At 61.8% G+C, this 26286-nt stretch carries 23 protein-coding genes and 2 tRNA genes; 16 read left to right on the forward strand and 9 right to left on the reverse strand.

Translation table 11 applies throughout. The annotated features are described in order from the left end of the window. Positions 1-139: 139 nt before the first annotated feature. Positions 140-226 (reverse strand) — tRNA-Leu (locus ACIPZF_RS06910). Between the two features lie 86 nt (positions 227-312). Next, positions 313-399, reverse strand: a tRNA-Leu gene (locus ACIPZF_RS06915). A gap of 271 nt (positions 400-670) precedes the next feature. Here ACIPZF_RS06915 and rnr point away from each other — a divergent pair. The 9 genes from rnr to azu all read left to right on the forward strand — a co-directional run bounded on the left by rnr (position 671) and on the right by azu (position 11249). After that, positions 671-3253, forward strand: coding sequence for a ribonuclease R (rnr, locus tag ACIPZF_RS06920; RefSeq protein WP_400796860.1), 2583 nt, complete (start codon positions 671-673; stop codon positions 3251-3253). Then, positions 3250-3996, forward strand: coding sequence for a 23S rRNA (guanosine(2251)-2'-O)-methyltransferase RlmB (gene rlmB / locus ACIPZF_RS06925; protein WP_012316466.1), 747 nt, complete (start codon positions 3250-3252; stop codon positions 3994-3996). The genes rnr and rlmB overlap by 4 nt, the downstream gene beginning before the upstream one ends. A 281-nt stretch (positions 3997-4277) precedes the next feature. Continuing rightward, positions 4278-4703 (forward strand): 30S ribosomal protein S6, encoded by a 426-nt coding sequence (gene rpsF, locus ACIPZF_RS06930; protein ID WP_003249557.1) that lies wholly within the window; start codon positions 4278-4280, stop codon positions 4701-4703. 28 nt (positions 4704-4731) lie between these two features. Beyond that, positions 4732-4962, forward strand: coding sequence for a 30S ribosomal protein S18 (gene rpsR / locus ACIPZF_RS06935; RefSeq protein ID WP_003249563.1), 231 nt, complete (start codon positions 4732-4734; stop codon positions 4960-4962). Between the two features lie 33 nt (positions 4963-4995). Then, complete coding sequence (locus ACIPZF_RS06940; RefSeq protein WP_400796863.1) at positions 4996-5859, forward strand: hypothetical protein; 864 nt, start codon at positions 4996-4998, stop codon at positions 5857-5859. A gap of 20 nt (positions 5860-5879) precedes the next feature. Further along, the gene (gene rplI, locus ACIPZF_RS06945) at positions 5880-6326 is read left to right on the forward strand and encodes a 50S ribosomal protein L9 (RefSeq protein WP_012316464.1); all 447 of its coding nucleotides are present in this window, start codon (positions 5880-5882) and stop codon (positions 6324-6326) included. A 113-nt stretch (positions 6327-6439) separates the two neighbouring features. Next, positions 6440-7837 carry a replicative DNA helicase gene (dnaB, locus tag ACIPZF_RS06950; protein WP_176516051.1) on the forward strand — a complete coding sequence of 466 codons (1398 nt, stop codon included), beginning with the start codon at positions 6440-6442 and terminating at the stop codon, positions 7835-7837. Between the two features lie 247 nt (positions 7838-8084). Further along, positions 8085-10388 carry a YgiQ family radical SAM protein gene (locus tag ACIPZF_RS06955; protein ID WP_400796866.1) on the forward strand — a complete coding sequence of 768 codons (2304 nt, stop codon included), beginning with the start codon at positions 8085-8087 and terminating at the stop codon, positions 10386-10388. A 411-nt stretch (positions 10389-10799) separates the two neighbouring features. Then, positions 10800-11249, forward strand: a complete 450-nt coding sequence (gene azu, locus ACIPZF_RS06960; protein ID WP_400796868.1) for an azurin — start codon at positions 10800-10802, stop codon at positions 11247-11249. Positions 11250-11363: 114 nt separating this feature from the next. Here the strand turns inward: azu and nadE are convergent, their stop codons facing one another. Together nadE and pncB are read right to left on the reverse strand one after the other, a co-directional pair. Beyond that, positions 11364-12191 carry an ammonia-dependent NAD(+) synthetase gene (gene nadE / locus ACIPZF_RS06965; RefSeq protein ID WP_400796871.1) on the reverse strand — a complete coding sequence of 276 codons (828 nt, stop codon included), beginning with the start codon at positions 12189-12191 and terminating at the stop codon, positions 11364-11366. Between the two features lie 3 nt (positions 12192-12194). Then, positions 12195-13400, reverse strand: a complete 1206-nt coding sequence (gene pncB, locus ACIPZF_RS06970; protein ID WP_400796874.1) for a nicotinate phosphoribosyltransferase — start codon at positions 13398-13400, stop codon at positions 12195-12197. Between the two features lie 497 nt (positions 13401-13897). Here pncB and ACIPZF_RS06975 point away from each other — a divergent pair, with 497 nt between their 5' ends. From ACIPZF_RS06975 to ACIPZF_RS07000, 6 genes are all read left to right on the forward strand, one after another. Further along, entirely contained in the window at positions 13898-15034 is a 1137-nt protein-coding gene (locus ACIPZF_RS06975; protein WP_400796877.1) for a branched-chain amino acid ABC transporter substrate-binding protein, read from the forward strand. A gap of 154 nt (positions 15035-15188) precedes the next feature. Continuing rightward, positions 15189-16103, forward strand: coding sequence for a branched-chain amino acid ABC transporter permease LivH (locus tag ACIPZF_RS06980; RefSeq protein ID WP_400796879.1), 915 nt, complete (start codon positions 15189-15191; stop codon positions 16101-16103). Positions 16104-16105: 2 nt separating this feature from the next. Then, positions 16106-17407, forward strand: coding sequence for a high-affinity branched-chain amino acid ABC transporter permease LivM (gene livM, locus ACIPZF_RS06985; protein WP_400796882.1), 1302 nt, complete (start codon positions 16106-16108; stop codon positions 17405-17407). Next, entirely contained in the window at positions 17404-18279 is an 876-nt protein-coding gene (locus ACIPZF_RS06990; RefSeq protein ID WP_400612071.1) for an ATP-binding cassette domain-containing protein, read from the forward strand. The genes livM and ACIPZF_RS06990 overlap by 4 nt, the downstream gene beginning before the upstream one ends. Next, positions 18276-18992 (forward strand): ABC transporter ATP-binding protein, encoded by a 717-nt coding sequence (locus tag ACIPZF_RS06995; RefSeq protein WP_400796885.1) that lies wholly within the window; start codon positions 18276-18278, stop codon positions 18990-18992. The genes ACIPZF_RS06990 and ACIPZF_RS06995 overlap by 4 nt, the downstream gene beginning before the upstream one ends. A gap of 595 nt (positions 18993-19587) precedes the next feature. Beyond that, on the forward strand, positions 19588-20355 hold the full coding sequence (locus ACIPZF_RS07000; RefSeq protein WP_400797144.1) for an SDR family oxidoreductase: 768 nt from the start codon (positions 19588-19590) through the stop codon (positions 20353-20355). 89 nt (positions 20356-20444) lie between these two features. Here ACIPZF_RS07000 and ACIPZF_RS07005 read toward each other — a convergent pair whose 3' ends face one another. From ACIPZF_RS07005 to ACIPZF_RS07015, 3 genes are all read right to left on the reverse strand, one after another. Then, complete coding sequence (locus ACIPZF_RS07005) at positions 20445-21542, reverse strand: AGE family epimerase/isomerase (RefSeq protein WP_400796888.1); 1098 nt, start codon at positions 21540-21542, stop codon at positions 20445-20447. 50 nt (positions 21543-21592) lie between these two features. Then, positions 21593-22225 (reverse strand): TetR family transcriptional regulator, encoded by a 633-nt coding sequence (locus tag ACIPZF_RS07010; RefSeq protein WP_400796891.1) that lies wholly within the window; start codon positions 22223-22225, stop codon positions 21593-21595. Between the two features lie 122 nt (positions 22226-22347). After that, positions 22348-22755 (reverse strand): phage infection protein, encoded by a 408-nt coding sequence (locus ACIPZF_RS07015; RefSeq protein WP_400796893.1) that lies wholly within the window; start codon positions 22753-22755, stop codon positions 22348-22350. Between the two features lie 341 nt (positions 22756-23096). Between ACIPZF_RS07015 and ACIPZF_RS07020 the strand changes: the two genes are divergently transcribed. Beyond that, a complete protein-coding gene (locus tag ACIPZF_RS07020) occupies positions 23097-25163 on the forward strand; it encodes an AsmA family protein (protein ID WP_400796896.1) in 2067 nt (688 codons plus the stop codon). A gap of 135 nt (positions 25164-25298) precedes the next feature. On the opposite strand, the gene ACIPZF_RS07025 is transcribed toward ACIPZF_RS07020, so the two are convergent. Together ACIPZF_RS07025 and osmE are read right to left on the reverse strand one after the other, a co-directional pair. Further along, on the reverse strand, positions 25299-25829 hold the full coding sequence (locus ACIPZF_RS07025; RefSeq protein ID WP_400796899.1) for a bacterioferritin: 531 nt from the start codon (positions 25827-25829) through the stop codon (positions 25299-25301). A gap of 48 nt (positions 25830-25877) precedes the next feature. Further along, positions 25878-26219, reverse strand: a complete 342-nt coding sequence (osmE, locus tag ACIPZF_RS07030) for an osmotically-inducible lipoprotein OsmE (RefSeq protein WP_400796902.1) — start codon at positions 26217-26219, stop codon at positions 25878-25880. Positions 26220-26286 lie beyond the last annotated feature (67 nt).

The raw sequence follows: 26286 nt of genomic DNA on the forward strand, positions 1-26286 counted from the left end.
TAAACGAAATCGTTTCTCAAGTGGCCGGGTGACGAGAAATTCATGGTCAGACCTTTGCCGGGCTGCAGCCATGCAGGGGAGGGCGATGCGAAAATCGCAGGCAAGAAAAAACCCACTAGCAAGCTAGTGGGTTTTTGTATGGTGCCCAGGAGAAGACTCGAACTTCCACGGCCGTGAAGCCGCTGATACCTGAAACCAGTGCGTCTACCAATTCCGCCACCTGGGCAAAGCTTTACATCATCTGATGAAGGCGACTATCGTTCGCTTCACACAGTAGTAACAGATCCTTGGTCATCTGTTACTTGAAATAGTTGGTGCCCAGGAGAAGACTCGAACTTCCACGGCCGTGAAGCCGCTGATACCTGAAACCAGTGCGTCTACCAATTCCGCCACCTGGGCACACATTCGAGATTACAAGATGCTTTACAGCGCCGTTCATCTCTTCTACAACTTCGGGGTTGCCCGTCGTTGTGGTGCGCACTATACGGGCGGTACGGAGGGCTGTAAAGCCCCCAATCGAAAAAAATTTCAAAAAATTCAACTTGTTGATTCCACACGCCTATTGCCGCACGCCGGACATGCTGCTGGGGCTGTCCAAGCCCGACATTTCCGGTTTCAATAGGCCTATGCCAGAATTCCTATCTATATACCCCAAGGTGAACCCCTTCTGATGGCCGATTGGCAATCCCTCGATCCCGAGGCCGCTCGCGAAGCGGAAAAATACGACAACCCTATCCCCAGCCGTGAGCTGATCCTGCAGCGCCTTGCCGACCGTGGCGAACCGGCCGCGCGCGAGGAGCTGGCGGCCGAGTTCGGTCTTTATGAAGAAGACCAGATCGAAGCCCTGCGCCGACGCCTGCGTGCCATGGAGCGTGACGGCCAGCTTATCTATACCCGGCGTGGCACCTATGCCCCGGTCGACAAGCTGGATCTGATCTGCGGCCGTATCTCCGGCCACCGCGACGGTTTCGGCTTCCTCATCCCTGACGATGGCAGCGAAGACCTGTTCCTCAGCCCGTCGCAGATGCGCCTGGCCTTCGATGGCGACCGCGGCCTGGCCCGGGTTTCAGGCGTCGACCGCCGTGGCCGCCGTGAAGGCGTGCTGGTCGAGATCATCTCGCGTGCCCACGAAAGCATTGTCGGCCGTTACTTCGAAGAAGGCGGCATCGGTTACGTGACGCCGGACAATCCGAAGATCCAGCAGGAAGTGCTGGTGACCGCGGGCCGCAACGGCGGCGCCAAGATCGGCCAGTTCGTCGAGATCAAGATCACCCATTGGCCAACCCCGCGCTTCCAGCCGCAGGGTGATGTGGTCGAAGTGATTGGTAACTACATGGCGCCGGGCATGGAAATCGACGTTGCCCTGCGCAGCTACGACATTCCGCACGTCTGGCCCCAGGACGTGATCAAGGAGGCGCGCAAGTTCCGCTCCGAAGTCGAAGAGAAGGACAAGGAAAAGCGCATCGACCTGCGCCACCTGCCGTTCGTCACCATCGACGGCGAAGATGCCCGCGACTTCGACGACGCCGTTTATTGCGAACCACTGGGCAAGCTGCGCATGTTCTCGGGTGGCTGGCGTCTTTATGTGGCCATCGCCGACGTGTCCAGCTACGTACGCCTGGGTTCGGCCCTGGACGTGGAAGCCCAGCAGCGCGGCAACTCGGTGTACTTCCCCGAGCGCGTGGTGCCGATGCTCCCCGAAGAGCTCTCCAACGGCCTGTGCTCGCTGAACCCGCACGTCGATCGCCTGGCCATGGTCTGCGAAATGACCATGAACAAAGCCGGCCAGATGGTCGACTACCAGTTCTACGAAGGGGTGATCCACTCCCATGCGCGCCTGACCTACAACAAGGTCAGCAGCATGCTCGAACACGCCCGCACCCGTGAGGGCAAGGCGCTGCGCGAGGAGTACAAGGAAGTCCTGCCGGACCTGAAGAACCTGTACAACCTGTACAAGGTGCTGCTCGAAGCCCGTCACGCCCGTGGCGCGATCGACTTCGAAACCCAGGAAACCCGCATCATCTTTGGTGAAGAGCGCAAGATCGCGGAAATCCGCCCGACCGTGCGTAACGACGCCCACAAGCTGATCGAGGAATGCATGCTGGCGGCCAACGTCGCCACCGCCGAGTTCCTCAACAAGCATGGCGTGCCAGCGCTGTACCGCGTGCACGACGGCCCGCCACCGGAGCGTCTGGAAAAGCTGCGCGCCTTCCTCGGCGAGCTGGGCCTGAGCCTGCACAAGGGCAAGGACCCTTCGCCGAAGGACTACCAGGCGCTGCTGGCGAGCATCGCCGGGCGCCCGGACTTCCACCTGATCCAGACCGTGATGCTGCGTTCGCTGAGCCAGGCGGTGTACAGCACCGACAACAACGGCCACTTCGGTTTGAATTACGAGGCGTACACCCACTTCACCTCGCCGATCCGTCGTTACCCGGACCTGCTGGTGCACCGTGCCATCCGCAGCGTCATCCGCTCCAAGGTCGATACCCCGCACGTCAAGCGTGCCGGTGCCATGAGCATTCCCAAGGCGCGTATCTACCCGTATGACGTCAACACCCTCGACCAGCTCGGCGAGCAGTGCTCGATGACCGAGCGCCGGGCCGATGAAGCCACCCGTGACGTGGTCAACTGGCTCAAGTGCGAGTTCATGAAGGACCGCGTCGGCGAGACCTTCCCGGGTGTGATCACTGCCGTGACCGGTTTCGGGTTGTTCGTCGAGCTGACCGATATCTACGTCGAAGGCCTGGTGCACGTCAGTGCGCTGCCGGGTGACTACTACCACTTCGACCCGGTGCATCACCGCCTGTCGGGTGAGCGTACCGGGCGCAGCTTCCGCCTGGGCGACACCATTGAAGTCAAGGTCATGCGCGTCGATCTCGACGAGCGCAAGATCGATTTCGAAGTATCCCAGCAGCAACTCGCTGCCCCGATTGGTCGTAAAAACCGCGGTGCCGCACCGGCCGCCGAGCAAGCCGAGCAGCAGCCGGTGGAGGTGGCCAAGGCCACGCCGAAGCCGCGCAGCCGCAAGAGCGAAACCGCTGAGGCGTACTTCCCGAAAGACGCCGTGCAGCGTAATGCCGAAGTGCGCAAGAGCCGCGAAATGAAGAAGGCGCTGATGAGCGATGCCCGCAGCGGTGGGCATGCCAGCAGCAAGTCGGATAAAGGCAGCAAGCCGTCCGGCAAACCGACCAAGCACCGTAAAGGCCCGCCGAAGTCCGGCGGCGCGCCACGCAAGAGCAAGAACAAGTCATGAGTCAGCTGGAAAAGATCTACGGCGTGCACGCCGTGCAGGCGCTGCTGCAGCACCATCCGAAGCGGGTCAAGCAGATCTGGTTGTCGGAAGGGCGCAGCGAGCCGCGCATCCAGGCGTTGCTGGCCCTGGCTGCGGAAAACCGTGTGCAGGTCGGCCAGGCCGAGCGCCGTGAGCTGGATGCCTGGGTCGAAGGCGTGCACCAGGGCGTGGTCGCCGAAGTCAGCCCTAGCCAGGTGTGGGGCGAGCTGATGCTCGAGGAGTTGCTCGAGCGCACCGAGACACCGCCGCTGATCCTGGTGCTGGACGGTGTCACCGACCCGCACAACCTCGGCGCCTGCCTGCGTACCGCCGATGCCGCTGGTGCCACGGCGGTGGTGGTGCCCAAGGACAAGTCGGCGACCCTGACGCCGGTGGTGCGCAAGGTAGCCTGTGGCGCGGCGGAAGTGATTCCGCTGGTGGCCGTGACCAACCTTGCGCGGACCCTTGAAAAGCTCCAGCAGCGCGGACTGTGGGTGGTCGGCACGGCCGGCGAAGCCGAACAGGAGATCTACCAGCAGGACCTGACCGGGCCGCTGGTGATGATCATGGGCGCGGAAGGCAAAGGCATGCGCCGGCTGACCCGCGAGCACTGTGATTTCCTGGTGAAGTTGCCGATGTCGGGTAGCGTGAGCAGCCTGAACGTGTCGGTGGCGACCGGGGTTTGCCTGTTCGAGGCCGTGCGTCAGCGTCAGGCCAAGCGCTGATTTACAGGCTGTGCCGGCCTTATCGCGGATGAATCCGCTCCTACACGGTTTCTGTAGGAGCGGATTCATCCGCGATAGGGCCGGCACAGTCGCAAATATGTTTCCGGCTGTTCAAATAATCGCCAATCACCTTGCTTGTCCGCCCCGCCTTCTCTACAATTGCGCCCCTTGCCGAGCTGGCAGGCGCTCATGTGCCTCCCCTCCGTGGCAAGACATACAGTGTCATTCACTCCTTGTCTGACCAGATTCGCTGGCAGACTACTAACCCGTAAGGAGCATTCATGCGTCATTACGAAATCATCTTCCTGGTTCACCCGGACCAGAGCGAGCAAGTCGGCGGCATGGTTGAGCGTTACACCAAGCTGATCGAAGAAGATGGTGGCAAGATCCACCGCCTGGAAGACTGGGGCCGTCGTCAACTGGCCTACGCAATCAACAATGTTCACAAGGCTCACTACGTGATGCTGAACGTTGAGTGCACCGGCAAGGCCCTGGCCGAGCTGGAAGACAACTTCCGCTACAACGATGCCGTGATCCGTAACCTGGTCATCCGTCGCGACGAAGCCGTAACCGGTCAGTCCGAGATGCTCAAGGCCGAAGAGAACCGCAGCGAGCGCCGTGAGCGTCGTGAGCGTCCTGAGCATGCTGACTCCGCCGAAGGCGATGACAGCAATGACAGCGACTCCAGCGATAACGCTGACGAGTAATCCACGGACCTTTTGAGGAGCCTATTACATGGCACGTTTCTTCCGTCGTCGTAAATTCTGCCGCTTCACTGCTGAAGACGTGAAAGAGATCGACTTCAAAGATCTCAACACCCTGAAAGCTTACGTATCCGAAACCGGCAAGATCGTTCCAAGCCGTATCACCGGTACCAAAGCTCGTTATCAGCGTCAGCTGGCTACCGCTATCAAGCGCGCCCGCTTCCTGGCCCTGCTGCCCTACACCGACAGCCACGGCCGCTGAGACCGGGTTGTCGACAAGTAGTAAGGGATAAGCATGCGAGCGTTGGCTGATTTCATCATGCGCGGTCGTGTGCAGGCCACCCTGGTGGTGGTCGTGAGTGCGGTATTACCGCTGCTGTTCTGGTTGAGTGCCGCTGCTGGCAGCCTTGTGCTGCTGCGGCGCGGGTTCAAGGACGCTTCAACGGTCATCGCCTTCGGCCTTTTGCCGGCGGTGGCGATCTGGGCCTTCGGTGACCCAAGCACCTTGCTGGTGCTGTTGGGGACACTGGGGCTGGCCGCCTTTTTGCGTGCCGGGCATTCCTGGAGCCGGGTGTTGTTGTTCAGTGTTGTGCTGGGGCTGGTCTACAGCCTCATCCTGGACACGGTGCTGCGCGAAACCTTCGAGGTGTTGGCCAAGGCGCTTTCCGAAGCGCTGCCGCAGGTCGAAGGCAAGCCAGTGATTCCCGGTGAGCTGATCGGCCCTGTGCTGGTCGCTTCCACAGCGGTGATGCTGCAGTTGTTCAGCGTGCTGGCGTTGATGCTGGCGCGTTATTGGCAAGCAGCGTTGTACAACCCTGGAGGCTTCGGTCGCGAGTTTCGCGCGCTGAAGTTGCCGCGGGCGGTCATGCTGGCTCTGGTTGCCGCGATGGTGTTGGGCCCGTTCATCGGCCCGCAGTTCATCGTCCTGGCTTCCGCGTCCAGCCTGGTGCTCGTTCTGGCCGGCATCGCCTTGATGCATGGGCTGGTGGCACAGGGGAGGCTGGCCGGTTTCTGGCTGGTCGGCATGTACGTGACGCTGCCGCTGATAATGCAGCTGATTTATCCGTTGCTCGTGGTGTTGGCCATTGTCGACAGCCTGATTGATTTTCGCGGTCGCAAGTCCCCTGAGGGGAATGACTCCGCGAACGGTGAAGGTTAAAAGTTAAGAGGTTTTACCAAATGGAACTGATCCTGCTGGAAAAAGTCGCTAACCTGGGCAACCTGGGCGACAAAGTAAAAGTTAAGGCTGGTTACGGCCGTAACTTCCTGCTGCCATTCGGCAAGGCCACCGTTGCCAACGCCGCCAACCTGGCTGCGTTCGAAGAGCGTCGCGCCGAGCTGGAAAAAGCTGCAGCAGACCGTAAATCGTCGGCTGAAAGCCGCGCTGCCCAACTGGCCGAGCTGGAAGTGACCATCACTGCCACCGCTGGCGACGAAGGCAAGCTGTTCGGTTCGATCGGCACCCACGACATCGCTGACGCCCTGACCGCCTCCGGCGTTGAAGTGGCCAAAGCTGAAGTGCGTCTGCCGAACGGCACCATCCGTCAGGTTGGCGAATACGACGTAGCCGTGCACCTGCACAGCGACGTTGAAGCCACCGTACGTGTGGTCGTCGTAGCTGCCTAAGCTGCGCTGACTGGCTGGCCCCTCGCGGTCTGGCCGGTTAACATCGGGCACGGTCCTGTTCTGAACAGGCCGTGCCCTTTGTCTTTTTCATCCTCCAGAATTCTTTCGTGGCCATGAACGAGATCACCAACCCCGAACAACTCGACCTGCAAACCGCTGCCCTGAAGGTGCCGCCGCATTCCATCGAGGCCGAACAGGCCGTGCTCGGTGGCCTGATGCTGGACAACAACGCCTGGGAGCGGGTGCTGGACCAGGTGTCGGACGGCGATTTCTATCGGCATGACCACCGCCTGATCTTCCGTGCCGTGCACAAGCTGGCCGACGCCAACCAGCCGTTCGACGTCGTTACCCTGCACGAGCAACTGGACAAGGAAGGTTTGTCGACCCAAGTCGGCGGCCTGGCGTACCTGGCCGAGCTGGCCAAGAACACGCCGTCGGTGGCCAACATCAAGGCCTACGCCGCGATCATTCGCGAGCGCGCCACGTTGCGCCAGCTGATCAGCATCAGCACCGACATCGCCGACAACGCCTTCAACCCGCAGGGGCGCAACGCCGAAGAGATCCTCGACGACGCCGAACGGCAGATCTTCCAGATCGCCGAAGCACGGCCGAAGACCGGCGGCCCGGTGGGCGTCAACGAGCTGTTGACCAAGGCCATCGACCGCATCGACACGCTGTTCAACTCCGACAGCGATATCACCGGTGTGTCCACCGGTTACACCGACCTGGACGAGAAAACCAGCGGCCTGCAGGCGGCCGACCTGATTATCGTCGCCGGCCGTCCGTCGATGGGTAAAACCACCTTCGCCATGAACCTCGTCGAAAACGCCGTGTTGCGTACCGACAAGGCGGTGCTGGTGTTCTCCCTCGAGATGCCAGGCGAATCGCTGATCATGCGTATGCTCTCGTCGCTGGGCCGCATCGACCAGACCAAGGTGCGTTCCGGCCAGCTGGATGACGACGACTGGCCGCGCCTGACCTCGGCGGTCAACCTGCTCAACGACCGCAAGCTGTTCATCGACGATACCGCTGGCATCAGCCCTTCGGAGATGCGCGCACGAACCCGCCGCCTGGCGCGTGAGCATGGCGAGATCGCCATGATCATGGTCGACTACCTGCAGCTGATGCAGATCCCGGGTTCGGCCGGTGATAACCGGACCAACGAGATTTCCGAGATTTCCCGCTCGCTCAAGGCCCTGGCCAAGGAATTCAACTGCCCGGTGATAGCCCTGTCGCAGCTCAACCGCTCCCTCGAACAGCGGCCGAACAAGCGCCCGGTGAACTCCGACTTGCGTGAATCCGGTGCAATCGAGCAGGACGCCGACGTGATCATGTTCGTTTACCGGGATGAGGTCTACCATCCGGAAACTGAGCACAAGGGCGTTGCCGAAATCATCATCGGCAAGCAGCGTAACGGCCCCATCGGTTTCGTTCGCTTGGCGTTCATTGGCAAGTACACCCGTTTCGAGAACCTCGCGCCGGGCATGTACAACTTCGACGACGACGAATAAAAATCTGGCGCGAAGCCCTGTGGGAGCGGGCTTGTCCCGCGAAGCAGGCACCGCGCTTGGATGGCACGAGCTTCGCCCGTGTTCGCGGGACAAGCCCGCTCCCACAGGAATCAGCGCAATTTTTTGTGAGCAAGACAGTTGCCCCTACAAGCGTCTGATGAATCCGACAGCTATCGTCGGATTTGGTCAAAATTTGTGCTATCCTCCGCGCCCGCGATTTCCCTGAACACCAAAACCGGTCACTGACATGCAAGCAGCCAAACCACTCTACGACTATCCCAAGTACTGGGCCGAATGCTTCGGACCAGCACCTTTCCTGCCGATGAGCAGGGAGGAGATGGATCTGCTCGGCTGGGATTCCTGCGACATCATCATCGTGACCGGTGACGCCTACGTCGACCACGCGTCGTTCGGCATGGCCATCATCGGCCGCCTGCTGGAGGCCCAGGGCTTCCGCGTGGGCATCATTGCCCAGCCGAACTGGCAGTCGAAAGACGACTTCATGAAGCTGGGCGAGCCGAACCTGTTCTTCGGCGTCGCGGCGGGCAACATGGACTCGATGATCAACCGCTACACCGCGGACAAGAAAATCCGTTCCGACGATGCCTACACCCCAGGCGGCATGGCCGGCAAGCGCCCGGACCGCGCCAGCCTGGTGTACAGCCAGCGTTGCAAGGAAGCCTACAAGCACGTGCCGATCGTGCTTGGCGGCATCGAGGCGTCGCTGCGCCGCATCGCCCACTATGACTACTGGCAGGACAAGGTCCGCCATTCGATTCTGGTCGACGCCAGCGCCGACATCCTGCTGTACGGCAACGCCGAGCGGGCCATCGTCGAAGTCGCCCAGCGCATGTCCCAGGGCGAGCGCATCGAGCAGATCACCGACGTGCGCGGTACGGCGTTCATCCGCCGTGACACGCCAGCGGGTTGGTATGAAATCGACTCGACCCGCATCGACCGCCCAGGCCGGGTCGACAAGATCATCAACCCCTACGTCAACACCCAGGACACCCAGGCCTGCGCCATCGAGCAAGCCAAGGGCGACCAGGAAGACCCGAACGAAGCCAAGGTCGTGCAGATCCTCGACAGCCCGAGCGTGACCCGGGAAAAGTCGGTGATCCGCCTGCCATCGTTCGAAAAGGTGCGCAACGACCCGGTGCTCTACGCCCACGCCAACCGCGTGCTGCATCTGGAGACCAACCCAGGTAACGCCCGCGCGCTGGTGCAGAAGCATGGCGAAGTGGATGTGTGGTTCAACCCGCCGCCCATTCCCATGACCACCGAAGAAATGGACTACGTGTTCGGCATGCCGTACGCCCGTATCCCGCACCCGGCCTACGGCAAGGAGCGCATTCCGGCCTACGAGATGATCCGCTTCTCGGTGAACATCATGCGTGGCTGCTTCGGCGGCTGCACCTTCTGCTCGATTACCGAGCACGAAGGCCGGATCATCCAGAACCGTTCGCACGAGTCGATCCTGCACGAAATCGAAGAGATGCGTGACAAGGTGCCGGGCTTCACCGGCGTGGTCTCCGACTTGGGCGGCCCGACCGCCAACATGTACCGCATCGCGTGCAAGAGCCACGATATCGAGAAGCACTGCCGCAAGCCGTCGTGCGTGTTCCCCGGCATCTGCGAGAACCTCAACACCGACCACAGCTCGTTGATCGAGCTATATCGCAAAGCCCGTGCCCTGCCAGGTGTGAAGAAGATTCTGATCGCCTCGGGCCTGCGTTACGACCTGGCGGTGGAATCGCCGGAGTACGTCAAGGAGCTGGTCACCCACCACGTGGGCGGCTACCTGAAGATTGCCCCGGAGCACACCGAGCGTGGCCCGCTGGACAAGATGATGAAGCCGGGCATCGGCACCTACGACCGCTTCAAGCGCATGTTCGAGAAGTTCTCGAAAGAGGCGGGCAAGGAGCAGTACCTGATCCCGTACTTCATCGCCGCGCACCCAGGCACCACCGACGAAGACATGATGAACCTGGCCCTGTGGCTCAAGGGCAACGGCTTCCGCGCCGACCAGGTGCAGGCGTTCTACCCATCGCCCATGGCTTCGGCCACGGCCATGTACCATTCGGGCAAGAACCCGCTGCGCAAGGTCACCTACAAGAGCGAAGGCGTGGACATCGTCAAGAGCGACGAGCAGCGCCGCCTGCACAAGGCGTTCCTGCGCTACCACGACCCGAAGGGCTGGCCGATGCTGCGTGAGGCGCTGGAGCGTATGGGCCGTGCCGATCTGATTGGCCCGGGCAAGCACCAGCTGATCCCACTGCACCAGCCGCAGACCGACAGCTACCAGAGCGCCCGGCGCAAGAACTCGACCCCGGCTGGCAGCCATAAGGTGGGCAAGGATCAGAAGATCCTCACCCAACACACCGGCCTGCCACCGCGTGCAAGCGACGGCAGCAAGCCGTGGGACAAACGCGAGAAGGCCAAGGCCGAGGCGTTTGCCCGCAATCAGCAGGCAGCCAAGGAACGCAAGGAAGCCGCAAAGGGCGGCAAGGGCGGCAACAAAAAGCCGCGACAGCCCGTTATTCCTCGCTGACCTCTGAGCTGTAAACCAAACCTGTGGGAGCGGGCTTGCCCCGCGAATGCGATAGTGGATTCACTGACGTATTCGCGGGACAAGCCCGCTCCCACAGGTTTTTTTGGGCGCTTGATAATGGCTTATGTCACTCCGGACGGGAGAATTCGCAGATCGCGCCGCTTGCCCCGTGAGCGTAAGCGGCGAGCAGGCTGTTCATGAAACTTGAGAGGGACATGGCGATTGCTCCTAAATGAGAGGTTGTCCCATCGTCTATTAAAAGGGCATGATGTGCCCTTAGATTGGTTGTATACAATCCATTGAACAATTCAACTGGCTGGCCACTTGACACCCCCTTGATGCATGTCAGCAGGGGACACGGCGGTTTCAGGCAGTCTCGCAATTGATAAAACCCTGCCAAGGAGATTCATGATGTTTGCGAAAGCTGTAGCGGTATCCCTGTTGACCCTCGCCAGCGCTTCCGTCTTCGCCGCCGAGTGCTCGGTAACTGTCGAATCGACGGACCAGATGTCCTATACCACCAAGGAATTCACCGTCGACAAGAGCTGCAAGGAGTTCACCGTCAAACTGACCCACTCCGGCAGCCTGCCGAAGAATGTGATGGGTCATAACCTGGTGATCAGCAAGACTGCCGACATGCAGGGCATTGCCACCGAGGGCATGAGCCAAGGCATCGACAAGGGTTACCTGAAGGAAGACAACGCCAACATCATCGCCCACACCGCGATGATCGGCGCGCCTGAGAAAGAAACCGAAGTGAAGTTCGACACTTCCAAGCTGGAAGCCGGTGGTGATTACAGCTTCTTCTGCACCTTCCCGGGTCACATCTCGATGATGAAGGGCAAGGTCGTCGTCAAGTAATGACAGCTGTATAGGTCTTTAGGGCCTATTCGCGGGCAAGCCCGCTCCCACAGTTCCTCTACTGATCTCAAGTGCAGTGGAGAACCTGTGGGAGCGGGCTTGCCCGCGAAGCTTTTAAGGGGCGAACGGCAGTTCGCGCTTGTGCTGGGTCTTGCGGTAGGTGGCCACGATGATATCGAACGCCGCTTGATCCACCGGCTCCCCATGCAGGAATGCATCAATTTGCTGGTAGGTCACGCCGTGTGACGCCTCGTCCGGCTTGCCCGGCTCCAGGTCTTCCAGGTCCGCGGTCGGCACCTTCTCCACCAGCGACTCAGGCGCACCGAAGCTGCGTGCCATCGCCCGCACCTGGTTCTTCACCAGGCCGCTCAGCGGCGCCAGATCACAAGCACCGTCACCAAACTTGGTAAAGAAGCCCATCACCGCCTCGGCGGCGTGATCGGTACCGATCACCAGGCCCGAACGGGCACCGGCGATGGTGTACTGCGCGACCATGCGCGTACGCGCCTTGATGTTGCCGACGACGAAGTCTACGAGGGTCGGCGAGCCATCCTTCAGCGCCTCCACTTCCAGCGCCAGCGCACGCACGGCGGGGGCGATGTCGACCGTATGCACCTCATCGGCCTTGATCACTTCCAGGCAGGCCTGGGCGTCATGCTCATCGTGCTGCACCTGATACGGCAGGCGCACGGCAATGAAACGATAATCCGGGTCGGCTTTTTCCGCACGCAGCTCATTGATGGCGCGCTGGGCGAGCAGGGCGGCGGTCAGTGAGTCGACACCACCACTGATGCCCAGCACCAGGGTCTTGAGCCGGGCGTTGGCCAGGCAATCCTTGATAAACGCCACGCGCCGGGCGACTTCGGCCTCCAGCGCAGCGGCGTCGGCGAACGGCGGCTGGACCTTGAGCGCCTGGGCAATCTCTTGCTGAACGGCTTGCATGGGTTACTCCTTGCTGGGGATTTTGAATACGTGACGCAGGTAGGCGACGAAGTTCTCGTCGCGGCACTGGGTCTTGGCGGCTTCGTCGGAGATCTTCGCCACTGGCGAGCCGTTGCAGTCGGTCATTTTCAGCACGATGTTCATCGGCGTCACGCCAGGGATGTCGCAGGTCAGGTTGGTGCCGATGCCGAAGCTGACGTTGATGCGACCACGCAGGGCACGGAAGATCTCCAGCGACCGAGTCAGGTTGAGGCCATCGGAGAACACCAGAGTCTTGGTCATCGGGTCGATACCCAGTTTCTGGTAGTGGGCGATGGCCTTTTCCGCCCAGGCCACCGGCTCGCCCGAATCATGGCGCAGGCCGTCGAACAGCTTGGCGAAGTACAAGTCGAAGTCGCCAAGGAAGGCATCCATGGTGATGCAGTCGGTCAGGGCGATGCCGAGCAGGCCGCGGTATTCGCGAACCCAGCAGTCGAGCGCGGCGATCTGGCTGTCGATCAGCCGCGGGCCGAGTTGCTGGTGGGCCATGATCCATTCGTGGGCCATGGTGCCCAGCGGCTTGATATCGAGTTTCCAGGCCAAGTCGACGTTGCTGGTGCCGACGAAGCGGGCCGGGAAGTCGTCGCGCAGTACCCGCACCACCTCTTCCTGGACGCGGCTGGAAAAGCGGCGGCGGGTGCCGAAGTCGGCCACTTGCAGCTCTGCCAGTTCGTCGGCGCTGGCGTGCGCCTGCAGCCAGTCGAACTTGCGGTACAGCTGGTCGCGCGCTTCGGCCAGGCGCAGGCGCGGGTGCAGGTGGCGGTTGCGCACCTCGCTGATGATCGCCAGCAGCGGCACTTCGAAAAGGATCACGTGCAGCCACGGGCCTTTCAGGCGCAGGCACAGCTGGTCGTTTTCAATGCCGAGGCGCACGTAGCGCAGGTTGAAGCGGAACAGGCGCAGGAAGCGCAGGAAATCGGGCTTTAAGAAGCTGATGCGTTCGAGGAAGGCCAACTGGCCATCACCCAGGGTGAGCTCGCTGAGCAGTTCGAGCTGGTGGCGGATCTCGCCGAGGTAGGGGCGCAGATCCTCGCCGTTGCGGCAGCGGAATTCCCATTCGACGTCGGCGTCGGGGTAGTTGTGCAGCACGGCCTGCATCATGGTGAGCTTGTAGAAGTCGGTGTCGAGCAGGTTGTGCACGATGCGCTCGGCGAATGCGCTCTCGCTCATCAAGGGTGGCTCCAGAAGCGGCGAATGGCGGTCATTGTGCCAGTCTTTTGGGTTCTATGGTGTTTGGGCGGGCCTCATCGCGGATGAATCCGCTCCTACCGGGTTCCGTGTCGTCTGTAGGAGCGGATTCATCCGCGATGAGGCCCGCGCAGGCTAAACAAGGTGTTTTTCCGTGCACCAGCTAGCCTTGAAACAGTGCGGTCGCGCACCAGCGGTGTGCAGTTCGGTGACGTCCGCTGTTACAGGGCGGTTGTACGTAAACACTTGCCAGGGTTGCAATGATGGCACAAGACAGTTGCTCCTTGTCTGCGCGCGTGGTGGCGCCTGCCCTATGGCAGACGGTTGCACGCTCAATAAAGAAAAGGCCGCCGGTCGCCTCGATGCCGCCTGCAAAGTGTGATTTCCCGGAATACAAAACCAATGGCACGGCCCTTGCTCGGAGCACAGGGCTGAGAAGTTGTAGTGCCAACCAAAAAAAACTCTAGGAGCACCACCTCATGTCGCAGACGTTTTACAAGAAAGGTTTCCTGGCACTTGCCGTCGCTACGGCACTGGGTGTTTCTTCGTATGTTCAGGCCGACGTCAAGATCGGTGTCGCGGGGCCCATGACTGGGGCGAACGCAGCGTTTGGCGAGCAATACATGAAAGGTGCGCAGGCAGCGGCCGACAAGGTCAATGCCGCCGGTGGCGTGAATGGCGAGAAGATCGTCCTGGTCAAAGGCGATGACGCCTGCGAGCCGAAGCAGGCCGTGGCCGTGGCCAACCGCCTGGTCGATCAGGACAAGGTGATCGGCGTGGTCGGCCATTTCTGTTCCTCCAACACCATCCCGGCGTCCGAGGTGTATGACGAAGCGGGCGTGATCGCCATTACCCCCGGCTCCACCAACCCGCAAGTGACCGAACGCGGGCTAAGCGGCATGTTCCGCATGTGCGGCCGTGACGACCAGCAGGGCATCGTCGCCGGCAACTACATCGTCGATGTGCTCAAAGGCAAGAAAGTCGTGGTGCTGCACGACAAGGACACCTACGGCCAGGGGTTGGCCGATGCGACCAAGGCACAGTTGGAGAAGCGCGGCGTGAAGCCTGTGCTGTACGAAGGCCTGACCCGTGGCGAGAAGGACTTCAGCGCCGTGGTCACCAAGATTCGCGCCGCCGGTGCCGACGTCGTGTACTTCGGTGGCCTGCATCCCGAGGCCGGCCCGCTGGTCCGTCAGCTGCGTGAACAGGGCTTGAAGGATGTGGCGTTCATGTCCGACGACGGCATCGTCACCGACGAATTGGTCGCCACCGCTGGCGGCGCCCAGTACACCAACGGCGTCTACATGACCTTCGGCGCCGACCCCCGCCTGCTGCCGGACAGCAAGGCCGTGGTCGAGGAGTTCCGCAAAGCCGGCACCGAGCCTGAAGGCTACACCCTGTACGCCTACGCCTCGGTTCAAGCCCTGGCCGCTGCCTTCAACGGCGCCAAGTCGAACAAGGGCGAAGACGCCGCCAAGTGGCTCAAGGCCAACCCGGTACAGACCGTCATGGGCGAGAAGAAGTGGGACAGCAAGGGCGACCTGACCGTCTCCGACTACGTGGTCTACCAGTGGGACAAGGACGGCAAGTACCACCAGCTGGAAAAACAAAAATAACAACGGCAGCCAGCCCGGGCACACGCCCGGGCCAATGCCCCTGCGGTACCTGTCCTTATTCGGAGACTTGCACGGTTCTGCGCTGCTGGGGTCGCTTCATCCGTGGCCCGTGGTGGTCGGCGCGCGTGCAGTCTCGCTCAGGTGAGATTGCGTTATGGATGGTATTTTCCTGCAGCAACTGGTCAACGGCCTGACCCTCGGGTCGGTCTATGGCCTGATCGCCATCGGCTACACAATGGTCTATGGCATCATCGGCATGATCAACTTCGCGCACGGCGAGGTGTATATGATTTCCGCGTACCTCGCGGCGATCAGCCTGGCATTGCTGGCTTATTTCGGTATCGAATCCTTCCCGCTGCTGATGCTCGGTACGTTGTTGTTCACCGTGGTCGTCACCGGCGTCTATGGCTTCACCATCGAACGCATCGCCTACAAACCCCTGCGCAACTCCACCCGCCTGGCACCGCTGATCAGCGCCATCGGCATCTCGCTTATCCTGCAGAACTACGCGCAGATCAGCCAGGGCGCTCGCCAGCAAGGCGTGCCGACCCTGCTCGAAGGCGCCCTGCGCGTCGAAGTGGGCACCGGTTTCGTGCAGCTGACCTACACCAAGATCTTCATCCTGATCGCCGCCTTCGTCGGCATGGGTCTGCTGACCTACGTGATCAAGTACACAAAGCTTGGCCGCATGTGCCGCGCCACCCAGCAAGACCGCAAGATGGCCTCGATTCTCGGTATCAACACCGACCGGGTGATTTCCTACGTGTTCGTCATCGGTGCGGTGATGGCCGCGCTGGCCGGTGTGCTGATCACCATGAACTACGGCACTTTCGACTTCTATGCCGGCTTCATCATCGGCATCAAGGCGTTCACCGCCGCAGTACTCGGTGGCATCGGCTCGCTGCCTGGCGCCATGCTCGGCGGGATCATCCTGGGGATTTCCGAGTCGCTGTTCTCTGGCCTGATCAATTCTGACTACAAGGACGTGTTCAGCTTCTCGCTGCTGGTGCTGATCCTTATCTTCCGCCCACAAGGCCTGCTGGGTCGCCCGCTCGTGGCTAAGGTGTGAACATGTCCACTGCCAAAACTGCTCCTGTTGCCGAAACCCACGGTTTCGATCTCAAACGCAGCCTGCTGGAGACCCTCGTCGCCGGCCTGCTGGCGCTCATCGTGTTCGGCCCGGTGGTCGGCGTGGTGCTCGATGGTTACACCTTCAATGCCGAACCGCGCCGCGTGGCCTGGCTGGTCGGCGGGGTGATGCTCGGGCGCTTCCTGCTCAGCTTGTACCTGCAGACCGCTGCCGGCCAACGCATGCTGCAAGGCTTCGACAGCGGTGGCTCGGGGGTGCACGTCAACGCCCCGGACTACAAGTCGCGGCTGCGCTACATCATCCCGGCGCTGGTGGTGATCGCCATCGTCTTCCCGATCTTCGCCAACAAATACCTGCTGACCGTGGTCATCCTCGGCCTGATCTACGTGTTGCTGGGCCTTGGCCTGAACATCGTGGTCGGCCTGGCGGGCCTGCTCGACCTGGGCTACGTGGCGTTCTACGCGATTGGCGCCTATGGCCTGGCGCTGGGCTACCAGTACCTCGGCCTGGGCTTCTGGAGCGTGCTGCCACTGGCGGCCATCGCCGCAGCGCTAGCGGGGTGCATACTCGGCTTCCCGGTGTTACGCATGCACGGTGACTACCTGGCGATCGTGACCCTGGGCTTTGGCGAGATCATCCGCCTGGTGCTGAACAACTGGCTGTCGTTCACCGGCGGCCCGAACGGCATGCCGGCACCTTCGCCGACCTTCCTGGGCCTGGAGTTTGGCCGGCGCGCCAAGGATGGCGGGGTGCCGATCCATGAGTTCTTCGGTTTCGATTACAACCCCAACCTCAAGTTCGTGTTCATCTACGCGGTGCTGTTCCTGGTGGTGCTGGCGGTGCTGTACATCAAGCACCGGCTGACCCGCATGCCAGTCGGCCGTGCCTGGGAAGCGCTGCGTGAAGACGAGATCGCCTGCCGCTCGATGGGCCTCAACCACGTGCTGGTCAAGCTTTCGGCGTTCACCCTCGGCGCCTCTACGGCGGGCCTGGCGGGGGTGTTCTTCGCCACCTACCAAGGCTTCGTCAACCCGTCCTCGTTCACCTTCTTCGAGTCGGCGCTGATCCTCGCCATCGTGGTGCTCGGTGGCATGGGCTCGACCGTGGGCGTGGTGATCGCGGCGTTCGTGCTGACCGTGGCGCCGGAGCTGCTGCGCAGCTTCTCCGAGTATCGGGTGCTGCTGTTCGGCGTGTTGATGGTGCTGATGATGATCTGGCGACCGCGGGGGCTGATCCGCATCAGCCGTACCGGTGTGGTCCCGCGTAAAGGAGTGGCGCCATGAGCGACGAAATCATTCTTTCGGTCGACAACCTGATGATGCAATTCGGCGGCATCAAGGCGCTGAGTGATGTCAGCCTCAAGGTCAAGCGCAACCAGATCTTCGCCCTGATCGGCCCCAACGGTGCCGGCAAGACCACGGTGTTCAACTGCCTCACCGGCTTCTACAAGGCCAGCGGCGGGCGTATCGAACTGAATGTGCGTGGCAGCCACACCAATGTCATCCAACTGCTCGGCGAGCGCTTCCAGGCGGCGGACTTCGTCTCGCCGGCGCGTTTTGCCAACCGTATGTACTACAAGATGTTCGGCGGCACCCACCTGGTCAACCGCGCAGGGCTCGCCCGTACCTTCCAGAACATTCGCCTGTTCAAGGAAATGTCGGTGGTGGAAAACCTGCTGGTGGCCCAGCACATGTGGGTCAACCGCAACCTGCTGGCTGGGGTGCTCAACACCAAGGCCTATCGCAAGGCCGAGAGCGATGCTCTGGACCATGCGTTCTACTGGCTGGAGGTGGTCGACCTGGTCGATTGCGCCAACCGCCTGGCCGGAGAACTGTCGTACGGCCAGCAGCGTCGCCTGGAAATCGCCCGCGCCATGTGCACGCGGCCGAAGATCATCTGCCTGGACGAGCCGGCCGCCGGCCTCAACCCGCAGGAGACCGAGGCCCTCAGCCGCATGATTCGCGTGCTGCGGGACGAGCACGACATCACCGTGGTGCTGATCGAGCACGATATGGGCATGGTCATGAGCATCTCCGACCACATCGTCGTGCTCGACCACGGCAACGTGATCGCTGAAGGCGCGCCGCAGGACATCCGCCACAACCCGACGGTGATCGCCGCCTACCTGGGTGCCGACGAAGAGGAACTGGTATGACTGCACCCATTCTCGAACTGCAGGACCTGGACGTGTTCTACGGGCCGATCCAGGCGCTGAAAAAGGTTTCGATGCACATCAACGAAGGCGAGACGGTGAGCCTGATCGGCGCCAACGGTGCCGGCAAGTCGACGCTGCTGATGTCGATCTTCGGCCAGCCGCGCGCGGCCTCCGGGCACATCGTCTATCGCGGCACCGATATCACCCGCAAGTCATCGCACTACATCGCGTCCAATGGCATTGCCCAGTCGCCGGAAGGGCGGCGGGTATTCCCCGACATGACGGTCGAGGAGAACCTGATGATGGGCACCATCCCCATTGGCGATAAATATGCCACTGAGGATATGCAGCGCATGTTCGAGCTGTTCCCGCGGCTCAAGGAGCGCCGCAATCAGCGCGCCATGACCATGTCCGGCGGTGAGCAGCAGATGCTGGCCATCGCCCGTGCGTTGATGAGCAGGCCCAAATTGCTGCTGCTCGATGAGCCTTCGCTGGGGCTGGCACCGATCGTGGTCAAACAGATCTTCTCGACCCTGCGGGAGTTGGCCAAGACCGGGATGACCATCTTTTTGGTGGAGCAGAACGCCAACCATGCCTTGAAGCTGTCGGATCGGGCCTACGTGATGGTCAACGGGCAGATTCGCATGACCGGGACGGGGCAGGAGTTGTTGGTCAACGAGGAAGTGCGCAACGCCTATCTGGGCGGGCACTGAGCAGTATCCGGGGCTGCTGGGCAGCCCCTTCGTCCATGTGGACAACTTGTCGCATATCTTTCTCCACCCACTCGACATTCCCCTCGCAAGCCCTTGTTTCCACAGGTTGAATTTTTTCCACGTTTAATGTGGAACCGCCTGTGGAAAACATGGTGGCACTTCGTTAAGAGCCTTTGAATCCGCGGCCTTCACAGGTTTGGTTATTATTTGATCAGGTCGCCGTTGTGGATGAATTCAAAGGCTTTTTTCCACAGTGCTGGCGGGATGGCAGTGCGCCATGTTTCTGTGGATAACTCTGTGGGAAACCCTTGGACAGACTGCTACAGGCGGCATGCTTGAAAGCCTTGCGCTATCAGGGTGCCGGTACGCAGCGACCGCGTTACGCTGAAAGGGTTCCGCCCTGGGGACAAGTTGCCCCCAATCCATGGGGAAAGCCTTGTGGATAACATGCGAATAGCTGGCGGCGGGCCCTCTGCGACAAGGCTTTGCGCATAATGTACAAAAAATGACCAGTAGCTTTGGCGGCTTGCTGACTGCGCCCAGCGCGGGCATGCTGCTAAGCCTGCCGATGACTATCCACAGCGAGGAACAGAGCATGACGTCCACCGTATTCATCACTGGCGCGACTTCCGGTTTTGGCGAGGCCAGCGCGCGCCGTTTCGCCGATGCCGGCTGGAAGCTGATCCTCACTGGCCGGCGCAAGGAGCGCCTGGACGCGCTGTGCGCCGAGCTGTCGGCCAAGACCGAAGTGCATGGCCTGGTGCTCGACGTGCGCGACCGCAAGGCCATGGAACAGGCCATCGCCAACCTGCCGGCCGGTTTCGACAAGCTGCGCGGGCTGGTCAACAACGCGGGGCTGGCGTTGGGCGTGGATGCGGCGCAGAACTGCAGCCTGGATGACTGGGAAACCATGGTCGACACCAACATCAAGGGCTTGATGTTCACTACCCGTCTGCTGCTGCCACGCCTGATCGCCTACGGCCGTGGGGCGTCGATCCTCAATGTGGGGTCGGTGGCGGGCAATTATCCGTATCCAGGCAGCAACGTGTATGGCGGCACCAAGGCGTTCGTCGGTCAGTTCTCGCTGAGCCTGCGTTGCGACCTGCGTGGTACTGGCGTGCGTGTCAGCAACATCGAGCCGGGGCTGTGCGAGAGCGAGTTCTCGCTGGTGCGCCACGGCGGTGACCAGGCCAAGTATGACGCGACCTATGCCGGTGCAGAGCCGATCCAGCCAGAGGACATCGCCGAGACCATCTTCTGGATCCTCAACCAGCCGGCCCACATCAACATCAACAGCCTGGAGCTGATGCCGGTGAGCCAGGACTGGGCTGGGATGTCGATCAACCGCACGAACAACGTCTGATCCGAGGGCCTCTTCGCGGGGCAAGCCCGCTCCCACAGGTATCAGTAGCGCCTCGTACCCTGTGGGAGCGGGCTTGCCCCGCGAATACGTCAGCTCACGCGCTGCAGGCCTTCCAGGCAGGTCGCCAAGTGATAAGGCGTCGTCGAAGGCATGTCATGCCGACTGACAGCACCCTCACCATCCCGGCACTCATACCAGCCGCCGTCATGCAGAAACCGCTGCTCCATCGTCTGCAACTGCTCAGCCAGCTTCGCTTCACTCCCCGCGCGCAACGCCAGCGCTCGCAGATATTCCGCCTGTGCCCAGACCCGCTGGGTCGCATCGATCACCTTGCCATCCACATCCAGCATCGCCAGCACGGCGCCATCCTTCACCCCGCATTGTTCGGCGTAGCCGAAAGCGCGGTCGATCGAGGCATGCAGCGGGGTACCCCGCAACAGCGGTGATGTATCCAGCAGGTAAAACCACTCGAACTGATGCCCCGGCTCGAACCAGTTATCCACAGCGCCGCGCGGTTTCTCCAGCATCAGCCCGTGCTCTGGGTCGATGAAGTGCGCCTGCAGCGCATCGCACAAGCCCAATAGCGCCTGTTGCACGCCTTGATCTTCACGCACGGCGAGGACCTGCAGGAACGCTTCTGCCAAGTGCATCTGCGGATTCTGCAGCGGCCCGCTGCCCAGGTCCGCCCAGTCTTCACCGAGGCTCGCCTCGTACAGGCCATCATCACGGGCGAACTGCTCGCTAACGATCTCCAGCGCTGCATTCAACGCGGACTCGACCAGGCCTTCACGAACCTTGCCCCAGTAATGCGCGCAGGCAAACACGATGAACGCATGGGTGTAGAGGTCCTTGCGCCGGTCCAGCGGCTTGCCCTCGGCATCGATGCTATAGAACCAGCCGCCGTGCTCGGCGTCATGGAAGTGCCGCTGCAGCGAGCGGAACAGCGCCGCAGCCCGCTCTGCCGCCCCCGGTTGTTCGATGCGGCTGCTGAACAGGTAGAGCTGGCGCGCGCAGGCCATCGCCCGGTAACGCTGCACCGGCAGCGGCCGGTGCTGGGCATCCAGGGCCTCGTAGGGCAGGGCCATTTCGGCGTTCCAGCCCGGGCCTTGCCACAGCGGCACGATGCGCTCGGCGAAGTGCTGTTGGAAGCGGGCCAGTTCGGGCGGAGTGGGGCGGGGGTTGGACATGAATGCGCTCGTCACAATCGGGCAGTGCGCCATGGTAGCAGAACTGCGCTTCAGCCCGGATTGCCCAGGCCTTGCCAATGCCGTGCACCGACGAAAATGAAGCGCAACTGCTGGGTGATCTTCTCACGCGCGCTCAGCGCCTGTGGATAACCTTGCTCCGGGTCATCGATCAGCTCGGGCAGAGTGGCGAATACGGTCTTCACCACCAGGTCGGCCATCACCGTCAGCGCCGCGCTGTCCAGGTGCTGCCAGCGTTTCATGCGGGCCAGGTCGGTGGCCAGGTCGTTGCTGATGCCCTGGCGCAGCCGGGCGATGGCCTGGCGAACGGCCTGTGAACCGCCGTACTGTTCGCGGGCGAGGAACAGGAACTGCGCGCGGTGGGCGGCGACCACGTCGAGGAAAATACGCACCGAGGCGTCGGTGATGCCACCCAGTTCGAACTCGTTGTGCCGCACCAGGCGGATGGTCTGGCGGAAGGTGTCGTCGACCTCGGCCACCAGGGCCAGGCCCAAGGCGTCCATGTCGGGGAAATGCCGGTAGAAACCGGTAGGCACGATGCCGGCGGCCTTGGCCACTTCGCGCAGGCTGATGCTGCCGAAGCCACGGCCACTCTCCATGAGCTGGCAAGCCGCATCGAGCAGGGCCTGGCGAGTCTGTAGCTTCTGTTCGGCGCGCGGCAGCATGGTGCAGGATTCTGTGACAGGGAAACTCGGCACTCTAGTTAAAAAAACGAAGCCCGGTCAATGGACCGGGCTTGGAGGGGAGCAGGCGCTGTGCTGTAGGTTGTTCTTTTCGGCCATGGTGATCAGCTCACACGGCTGATTTCGACCAGGCGATCCGAACCACCTTCTGCAACACGGCCACTTTGTTCGATCAGGCGATCGGAGCCACCTTCGGCGACGCGACCACTTTGTTCGATCAGGCGGTCCGAACCACCTTCGGCAACGCGGCCACTTTGTTCGATCAGGCGGTCCGAACCACCTTCGGCGACGCGGCCACTTTGTTCGATCAGGCGATCCGAGCCTCCTTCGGCAACGCGGCCAGCGCGTTCTTGCAGGCGTTCGGCGCCACCTTCGGCAACGGTTTTCAGCGGTTGGGCGATTTCAGCGGTGCTGGAGCGCGATTCGGCGGTCAGGTGCTGGTCGGCAGCTGGCAGGGCGAAGGCGTTGGCAGCCAGGATGGACAGGGTCAGGGTCAGCAGATGGCGTTTCATGATTCGGTGCTCCTCTCGGGGGCTGGAAAGTGGGTACGGAGCCAATGCTACGCCCGGTAACGCCAGAGAGAAGTTCATATGGGTAATGGTAACAATCGACGGTATTGATAGCGGATCAGCATGGCTCTAGGACGGCTGTTTCGCAGTGCGGCATGGCCATTGGCTATTGGTGTTTCCGAGGCCAGTCAGCGCGCTACTCCGACCGAATGCCAAGCCAGAAGCCCGAAAAAACTTCGCTATCATGGGCGTAATCAATAAAACCCAGCGGGTTTTGATCAGTCCGACATATTGAGTGCCATCGCTGCACCCGTTTCATGCCAAGCCGTCAGGAGAATCACGCAATGACGCGTCCCGCCAGAATCCTCGTCTGGACCCTAACCAGCCTGCTGACCCTGCTGGCGATACTTGTGGTGGTGATCGCCACCTTCGACTGGAACCGCGTCAAGCCGTTGCTCAACGAGAAAGTTTCCGAAGCCTTGCACCGGCCCTTCGCGATCAACGGCAACCTCGCCGTGCAGTGGCGCACCGAGCCAGAAGAAGGCGGTTGGCGCGCCTGGGTGCCGTGGCCGCACTTCATCGCCGAGGACCTGACCTTGGGCAACCCGGAGTGGCTCAAGGAGCCGAAGATGGTCGGGCTGGAGCGCGTTGAATTCCGCCTGGCGCCGCTGCCGCTGGTGTTCCAGCAGATCGTCATCCCCCGTATCGACCTGGTCAAACCCACTGCCAGCCTCACCCGTCTGGCCGATGGCCGCGCCAACTGGACTTTCGATTTCGGCCCCAAGGACGAGAACGCCGAGCCTTCCAAATGGCAGCTGGACATCGGCGCCATCGGTTTCGACCAAGGCAACGTCAGCTTCGACGACCAGACCTTGAAGACCACCATGAAGGTGCAGATCGATCCGCTGGGCAAGCCGATTCCCTTCAGCGACATCGTCGGCAAGGCGAGCGCTGAAAAGGCGGCCGGCACCCAGGATTATGCGTTTGGGCTCAAGGCCCAGGGCCGCTACAAAGCCCAGCCCGTTTCCGGTACGGGCAAGATCGGTGGCCTGCTGGCGCTGCAGGACGCCAGCCAGCCGTTCCCGCTGCAAGCCGACGTGCGCATTGCCGACACCCACGTGGTGCTCGCCGGTACCCTGACCGACCCACACAACCTCGGCGCCCTGGACCTGCGCCTGCGCTTGTCCGGCGCCAGCCTGGGCAATCTCTACCCGCTGACCGGTGTGACCCTGCCGGACACGCCCGCCTACGAAACCGACGGCCACCTCACCGCCAACCTGCACGCGGCTGAAGGCGCAACTTTCAATTACCAGGGTTTCAACGGCAAGATCGGTGACAGCGATATTCACGGCGACCTGGCCTTCATCGCCAGTCAGCCCCGTCCCAAGCTTTCCGGCAAGCTGGTCTCCAACCAGCTGTTGTTCAAGGACCTGGCACCGCTGATCGGCGCTGACTCCAACGCCGAGCAGAAAGCCCGCGGTGGCGCCAGCAAACAGCCGGCCGGCAAGGTGCTGCCGGTAGAAGAATTCCGTACCGAACGCTGGCGCGCCATGGACGCCGATGTCGAGTTCACCGGCAAGCGCATCGTCCACAGTGAAAAGCTGCCGTTCAACGACCTGTCCGCCCACGTCATCCTCGAAGACGGCCTGCTGCGTCTGGAACCGCTGCGCTTTGGCGTAGCCGGTGGCAACCTGGCTTCGAGGATCCGCCTGGACGGGCGCAGCGTGCCGCTGCAGGGTCGTGCCCAGCTGACCGCGCGAGGCTTCAAGCTCAAGCAGTTGTTCCCCTCGTTCGCACCGATGCAGACCAGCTTCGGCGAGCTGAACGGCGATGCCGATATCAGCGGCCGCGGCAACTCGGTGGCGGCGTTGCTGGGCACGGCCAATGGCGACCTGCGCCTGCTGATCAACGATGGCGCAATCAGCCGCAGCTTGATGGAAATTGCCGGGTTGAACGTGGGCAACTATGTAGTCGGCAAGCTGTTCGGCGACGAAGATGTGCAGATCAACTGTGCTGCGGCGGATGTCGGCATCAAGGATGGCTTGGCGACCACGCGGCTGTTCATCTTCGATACCGAGAACGCGATCATCTACATCGACGGCACCGCCAATTTCGCCAGCGAGCAGCTGGACCTGAAGATCACCCCGGAATCGAAAGGCCTGCGCCTGTTCTCGCTGCGCTCGCCGCTGTATGTACGCGGGCCGTTCGCCAAGCCCAGCGCGGGTGTGCAGGCAGTGCCGCTGGCGTTGCGCGGGGCGGGGATGGTGGCGTTGGGTGTAGTTGCGGGGCCGGCGGCGGGGCTGCTGGCGCTGATAGCGCCGAGCAGTGGCGATGCGCCGAACCAGTGCACTCCGTTGCTGCAGCAGATGAAAGCCGGCAAGGCGCCGGCTGCGGTGAAGGGCAAGAAGTGAGTATATGGGGCCGCTTCGCGGCCCATTCGCGGGGCAAGCCCGCTCCCACAGGGCCTGCGGTGACCAGAGGATTGCAGTAAGCCTTTGTGGGAGCGGGCTTGCCCCGCGAATGGGCTGCAAAGCAGCCCCGTGCGATTACAGACCTTGCAGCAGATCCGACATATCGTCCGCGTGCTCTTCTTCCTGAGCCAGGATGTCCTCGAAAATGCGGCGGGTAGTCGGGTCCTTGTCACCGATGTACTGAATGATCTCGCGGTAGCTGTCGATCGCAATCCGCTCGGCCACCAGGTCTTCCAGCACCATTTCCTTCAGCGAATTACCCGCCACGTACTGGGCATGGGAATTCTTGGTCAGGTTGTCGGGGTTGAAGTCTGGCTCGCCACCCAGCTGCACGATGCGCTCGGCCAGCTTGTCGGCGTGCTCGGCTTCCTGGTTGGCGTGCTCCAGAAATTCCTTGGCCGCGACGCTCGCCTTGATCCCGCTGGCCATGAAGTAATGGCGCTTGTAGCGCAGCACGCAGACCAGTTCGGTGGCCAGCGACTCGTTGAGCAGGCGCAGGATTTCTTGGCGGTCGGCATGGTAACCCTCGGTCACCGCGCCTTGTTCGACGTGCTGGCGGGCACGCTGGCGCAGGGTTTGCACATCGGTCAGTTCAACGTTGCTCATGGTCATCTCCAAACAGATCAGGACGGTAGGTCAGAATGAAAGAGAGGCTTACGCGCCTTTTACGGCCTGGCTGTCCTCTTCTCGTTGCTTGCAGGTCTTGAAGCCCTTGGCATCGACATGGCCGGTGGCGTCGAAGCGCACGTAATACGGCTGTTGCTGGCCATCGCGGTTGAGGATGTAGTCGTTGCAGGTGCCCCCGTGCGGCAGGTCGATCACGTTGGACGGGCTGCCGCCGATGGCGATGACTTTCTGCATGGTCATGCCGTTCTCGACCTGCTTGACCAGCGGCTCATCGCGATAAGTGACGTAATCCACCGGGTTTTCCGGGCGGCTGCCGCAGGCGGCGAGGGTGGCGCTTGCCAGAAGGACTGCCAGGGTCTGCTTGTACATGGTCCCGCTCCTTGCTCAAGGGTCTGTCTGGTTTGGAACCGCGCGGCGCGTCAGGAGTTCGATTGCG

Source organism: Pseudomonas sp. NPDC089752 (assembly GCF_044748725.1).
GTDB lineage: Bacteria > Pseudomonadota > Gammaproteobacteria > Pseudomonadales > Pseudomonadaceae > Aquipseudomonas.

Excerpts from the sequence above, each read along its gene's own strand:
- ACIPZF_RS07020 (WP_400796896.1), top strand. The coding sequence starts at position 23,097 with ATGACGCGTCCCGCCAGAATCCTCGTCTGGACCCTAACCAGCCTGCTG.
- ACIPZF_RS06990 (WP_400612071.1), top strand. The coding sequence starts at position 17,404 with ATGAGCGACGAAATCATTCTTTCGGTCGACAACCTGATGATGCAATTC.
- ACIPZF_RS07000 (WP_400797144.1), top strand. The coding sequence starts at position 19,588 with ATGACGTCCACCGTATTCATCACTGGCGCGACTTCCGGTTTTGGCGAG.
- dnaB (WP_176516051.1), top strand. The coding sequence starts at position 6,440 with ATGAACGAGATCACCAACCCCGAACAACTCGACCTGCAAACCGCTGCC.
- osmE (WP_400796902.1), bottom strand. The coding sequence starts at position 26,219 with ATGTACAAGCAGACCCTGGCAGTCCTTCTGGCAAGCGCCACCCTCGCC.
- azu (WP_400796868.1), top strand. The coding sequence starts at position 10,800 with ATGTTTGCGAAAGCTGTAGCGGTATCCCTGTTGACCCTCGCCAGCGCT.
- rpsR (WP_003249563.1), top strand. The coding sequence starts at position 4,732 with ATGGCACGTTTCTTCCGTCGTCGTAAATTCTGCCGCTTCACTGCTGAA.
- livM (WP_400796882.1), top strand. The coding sequence starts at position 16,106 with ATGTCCACTGCCAAAACTGCTCCTGTTGCCGAAACCCACGGTTTCGAT.
- ACIPZF_RS06995 (WP_400796885.1), top strand. The coding sequence starts at position 18,276 with ATGACTGCACCCATTCTCGAACTGCAGGACCTGGACGTGTTCTACGGG.
- ACIPZF_RS06980 (WP_400796879.1), top strand. The coding sequence starts at position 15,189 with ATGGATGGTATTTTCCTGCAGCAACTGGTCAACGGCCTGACCCTCGGG.
- ACIPZF_RS07015 (WP_400796893.1), bottom strand. The coding sequence starts at position 22,755 with ATGAAACGCCATCTGCTGACCCTGACCCTGTCCATCCTGGCTGCCAAC.
- ACIPZF_RS07005 (WP_400796888.1), bottom strand. The coding sequence starts at position 21,542 with ATGTCCAACCCCCGCCCCACTCCGCCCGAACTGGCCCGCTTCCAACAG.
- nadE (WP_400796871.1), bottom strand. The coding sequence starts at position 12,191 with ATGCAAGCCGTTCAGCAAGAGATTGCCCAGGCGCTCAAGGTCCAGCCG.
- ACIPZF_RS06940 (WP_400796863.1), top strand. The coding sequence starts at position 4,996 with ATGCGAGCGTTGGCTGATTTCATCATGCGCGGTCGTGTGCAGGCCACC.
- rpsF (WP_003249557.1), top strand. The coding sequence starts at position 4,278 with ATGCGTCATTACGAAATCATCTTCCTGGTTCACCCGGACCAGAGCGAG.
- rlmB (WP_012316466.1), top strand. The coding sequence starts at position 3,250 with ATGAGTCAGCTGGAAAAGATCTACGGCGTGCACGCCGTGCAGGCGCTG.
- ACIPZF_RS07025 (WP_400796899.1), bottom strand. The coding sequence starts at position 25,829 with ATGAGCAACGTTGAACTGACCGATGTGCAAACCCTGCGCCAGCGTGCC.
- ACIPZF_RS06955 (WP_400796866.1), top strand. The coding sequence starts at position 8,085 with ATGCAAGCAGCCAAACCACTCTACGACTATCCCAAGTACTGGGCCGAA.
- rnr (WP_400796860.1), top strand. The coding sequence starts at position 671 with ATGGCCGATTGGCAATCCCTCGATCCCGAGGCCGCTCGCGAAGCGGAA.
- ACIPZF_RS06975 (WP_400796877.1), top strand. The coding sequence starts at position 13,898 with ATGTCGCAGACGTTTTACAAGAAAGGTTTCCTGGCACTTGCCGTCGCT.
- rplI (WP_012316464.1), top strand. The coding sequence starts at position 5,880 with ATGGAACTGATCCTGCTGGAAAAAGTCGCTAACCTGGGCAACCTGGGC.
- ACIPZF_RS07010 (WP_400796891.1), bottom strand. The coding sequence starts at position 22,225 with ATGCTGCCGCGCGCCGAACAGAAGCTACAGACTCGCCAGGCCCTGCTC.
- pncB (WP_400796874.1), bottom strand. The coding sequence starts at position 13,400 with ATGAGCGAGAGCGCATTCGCCGAGCGCATCGTGCACAACCTGCTCGAC.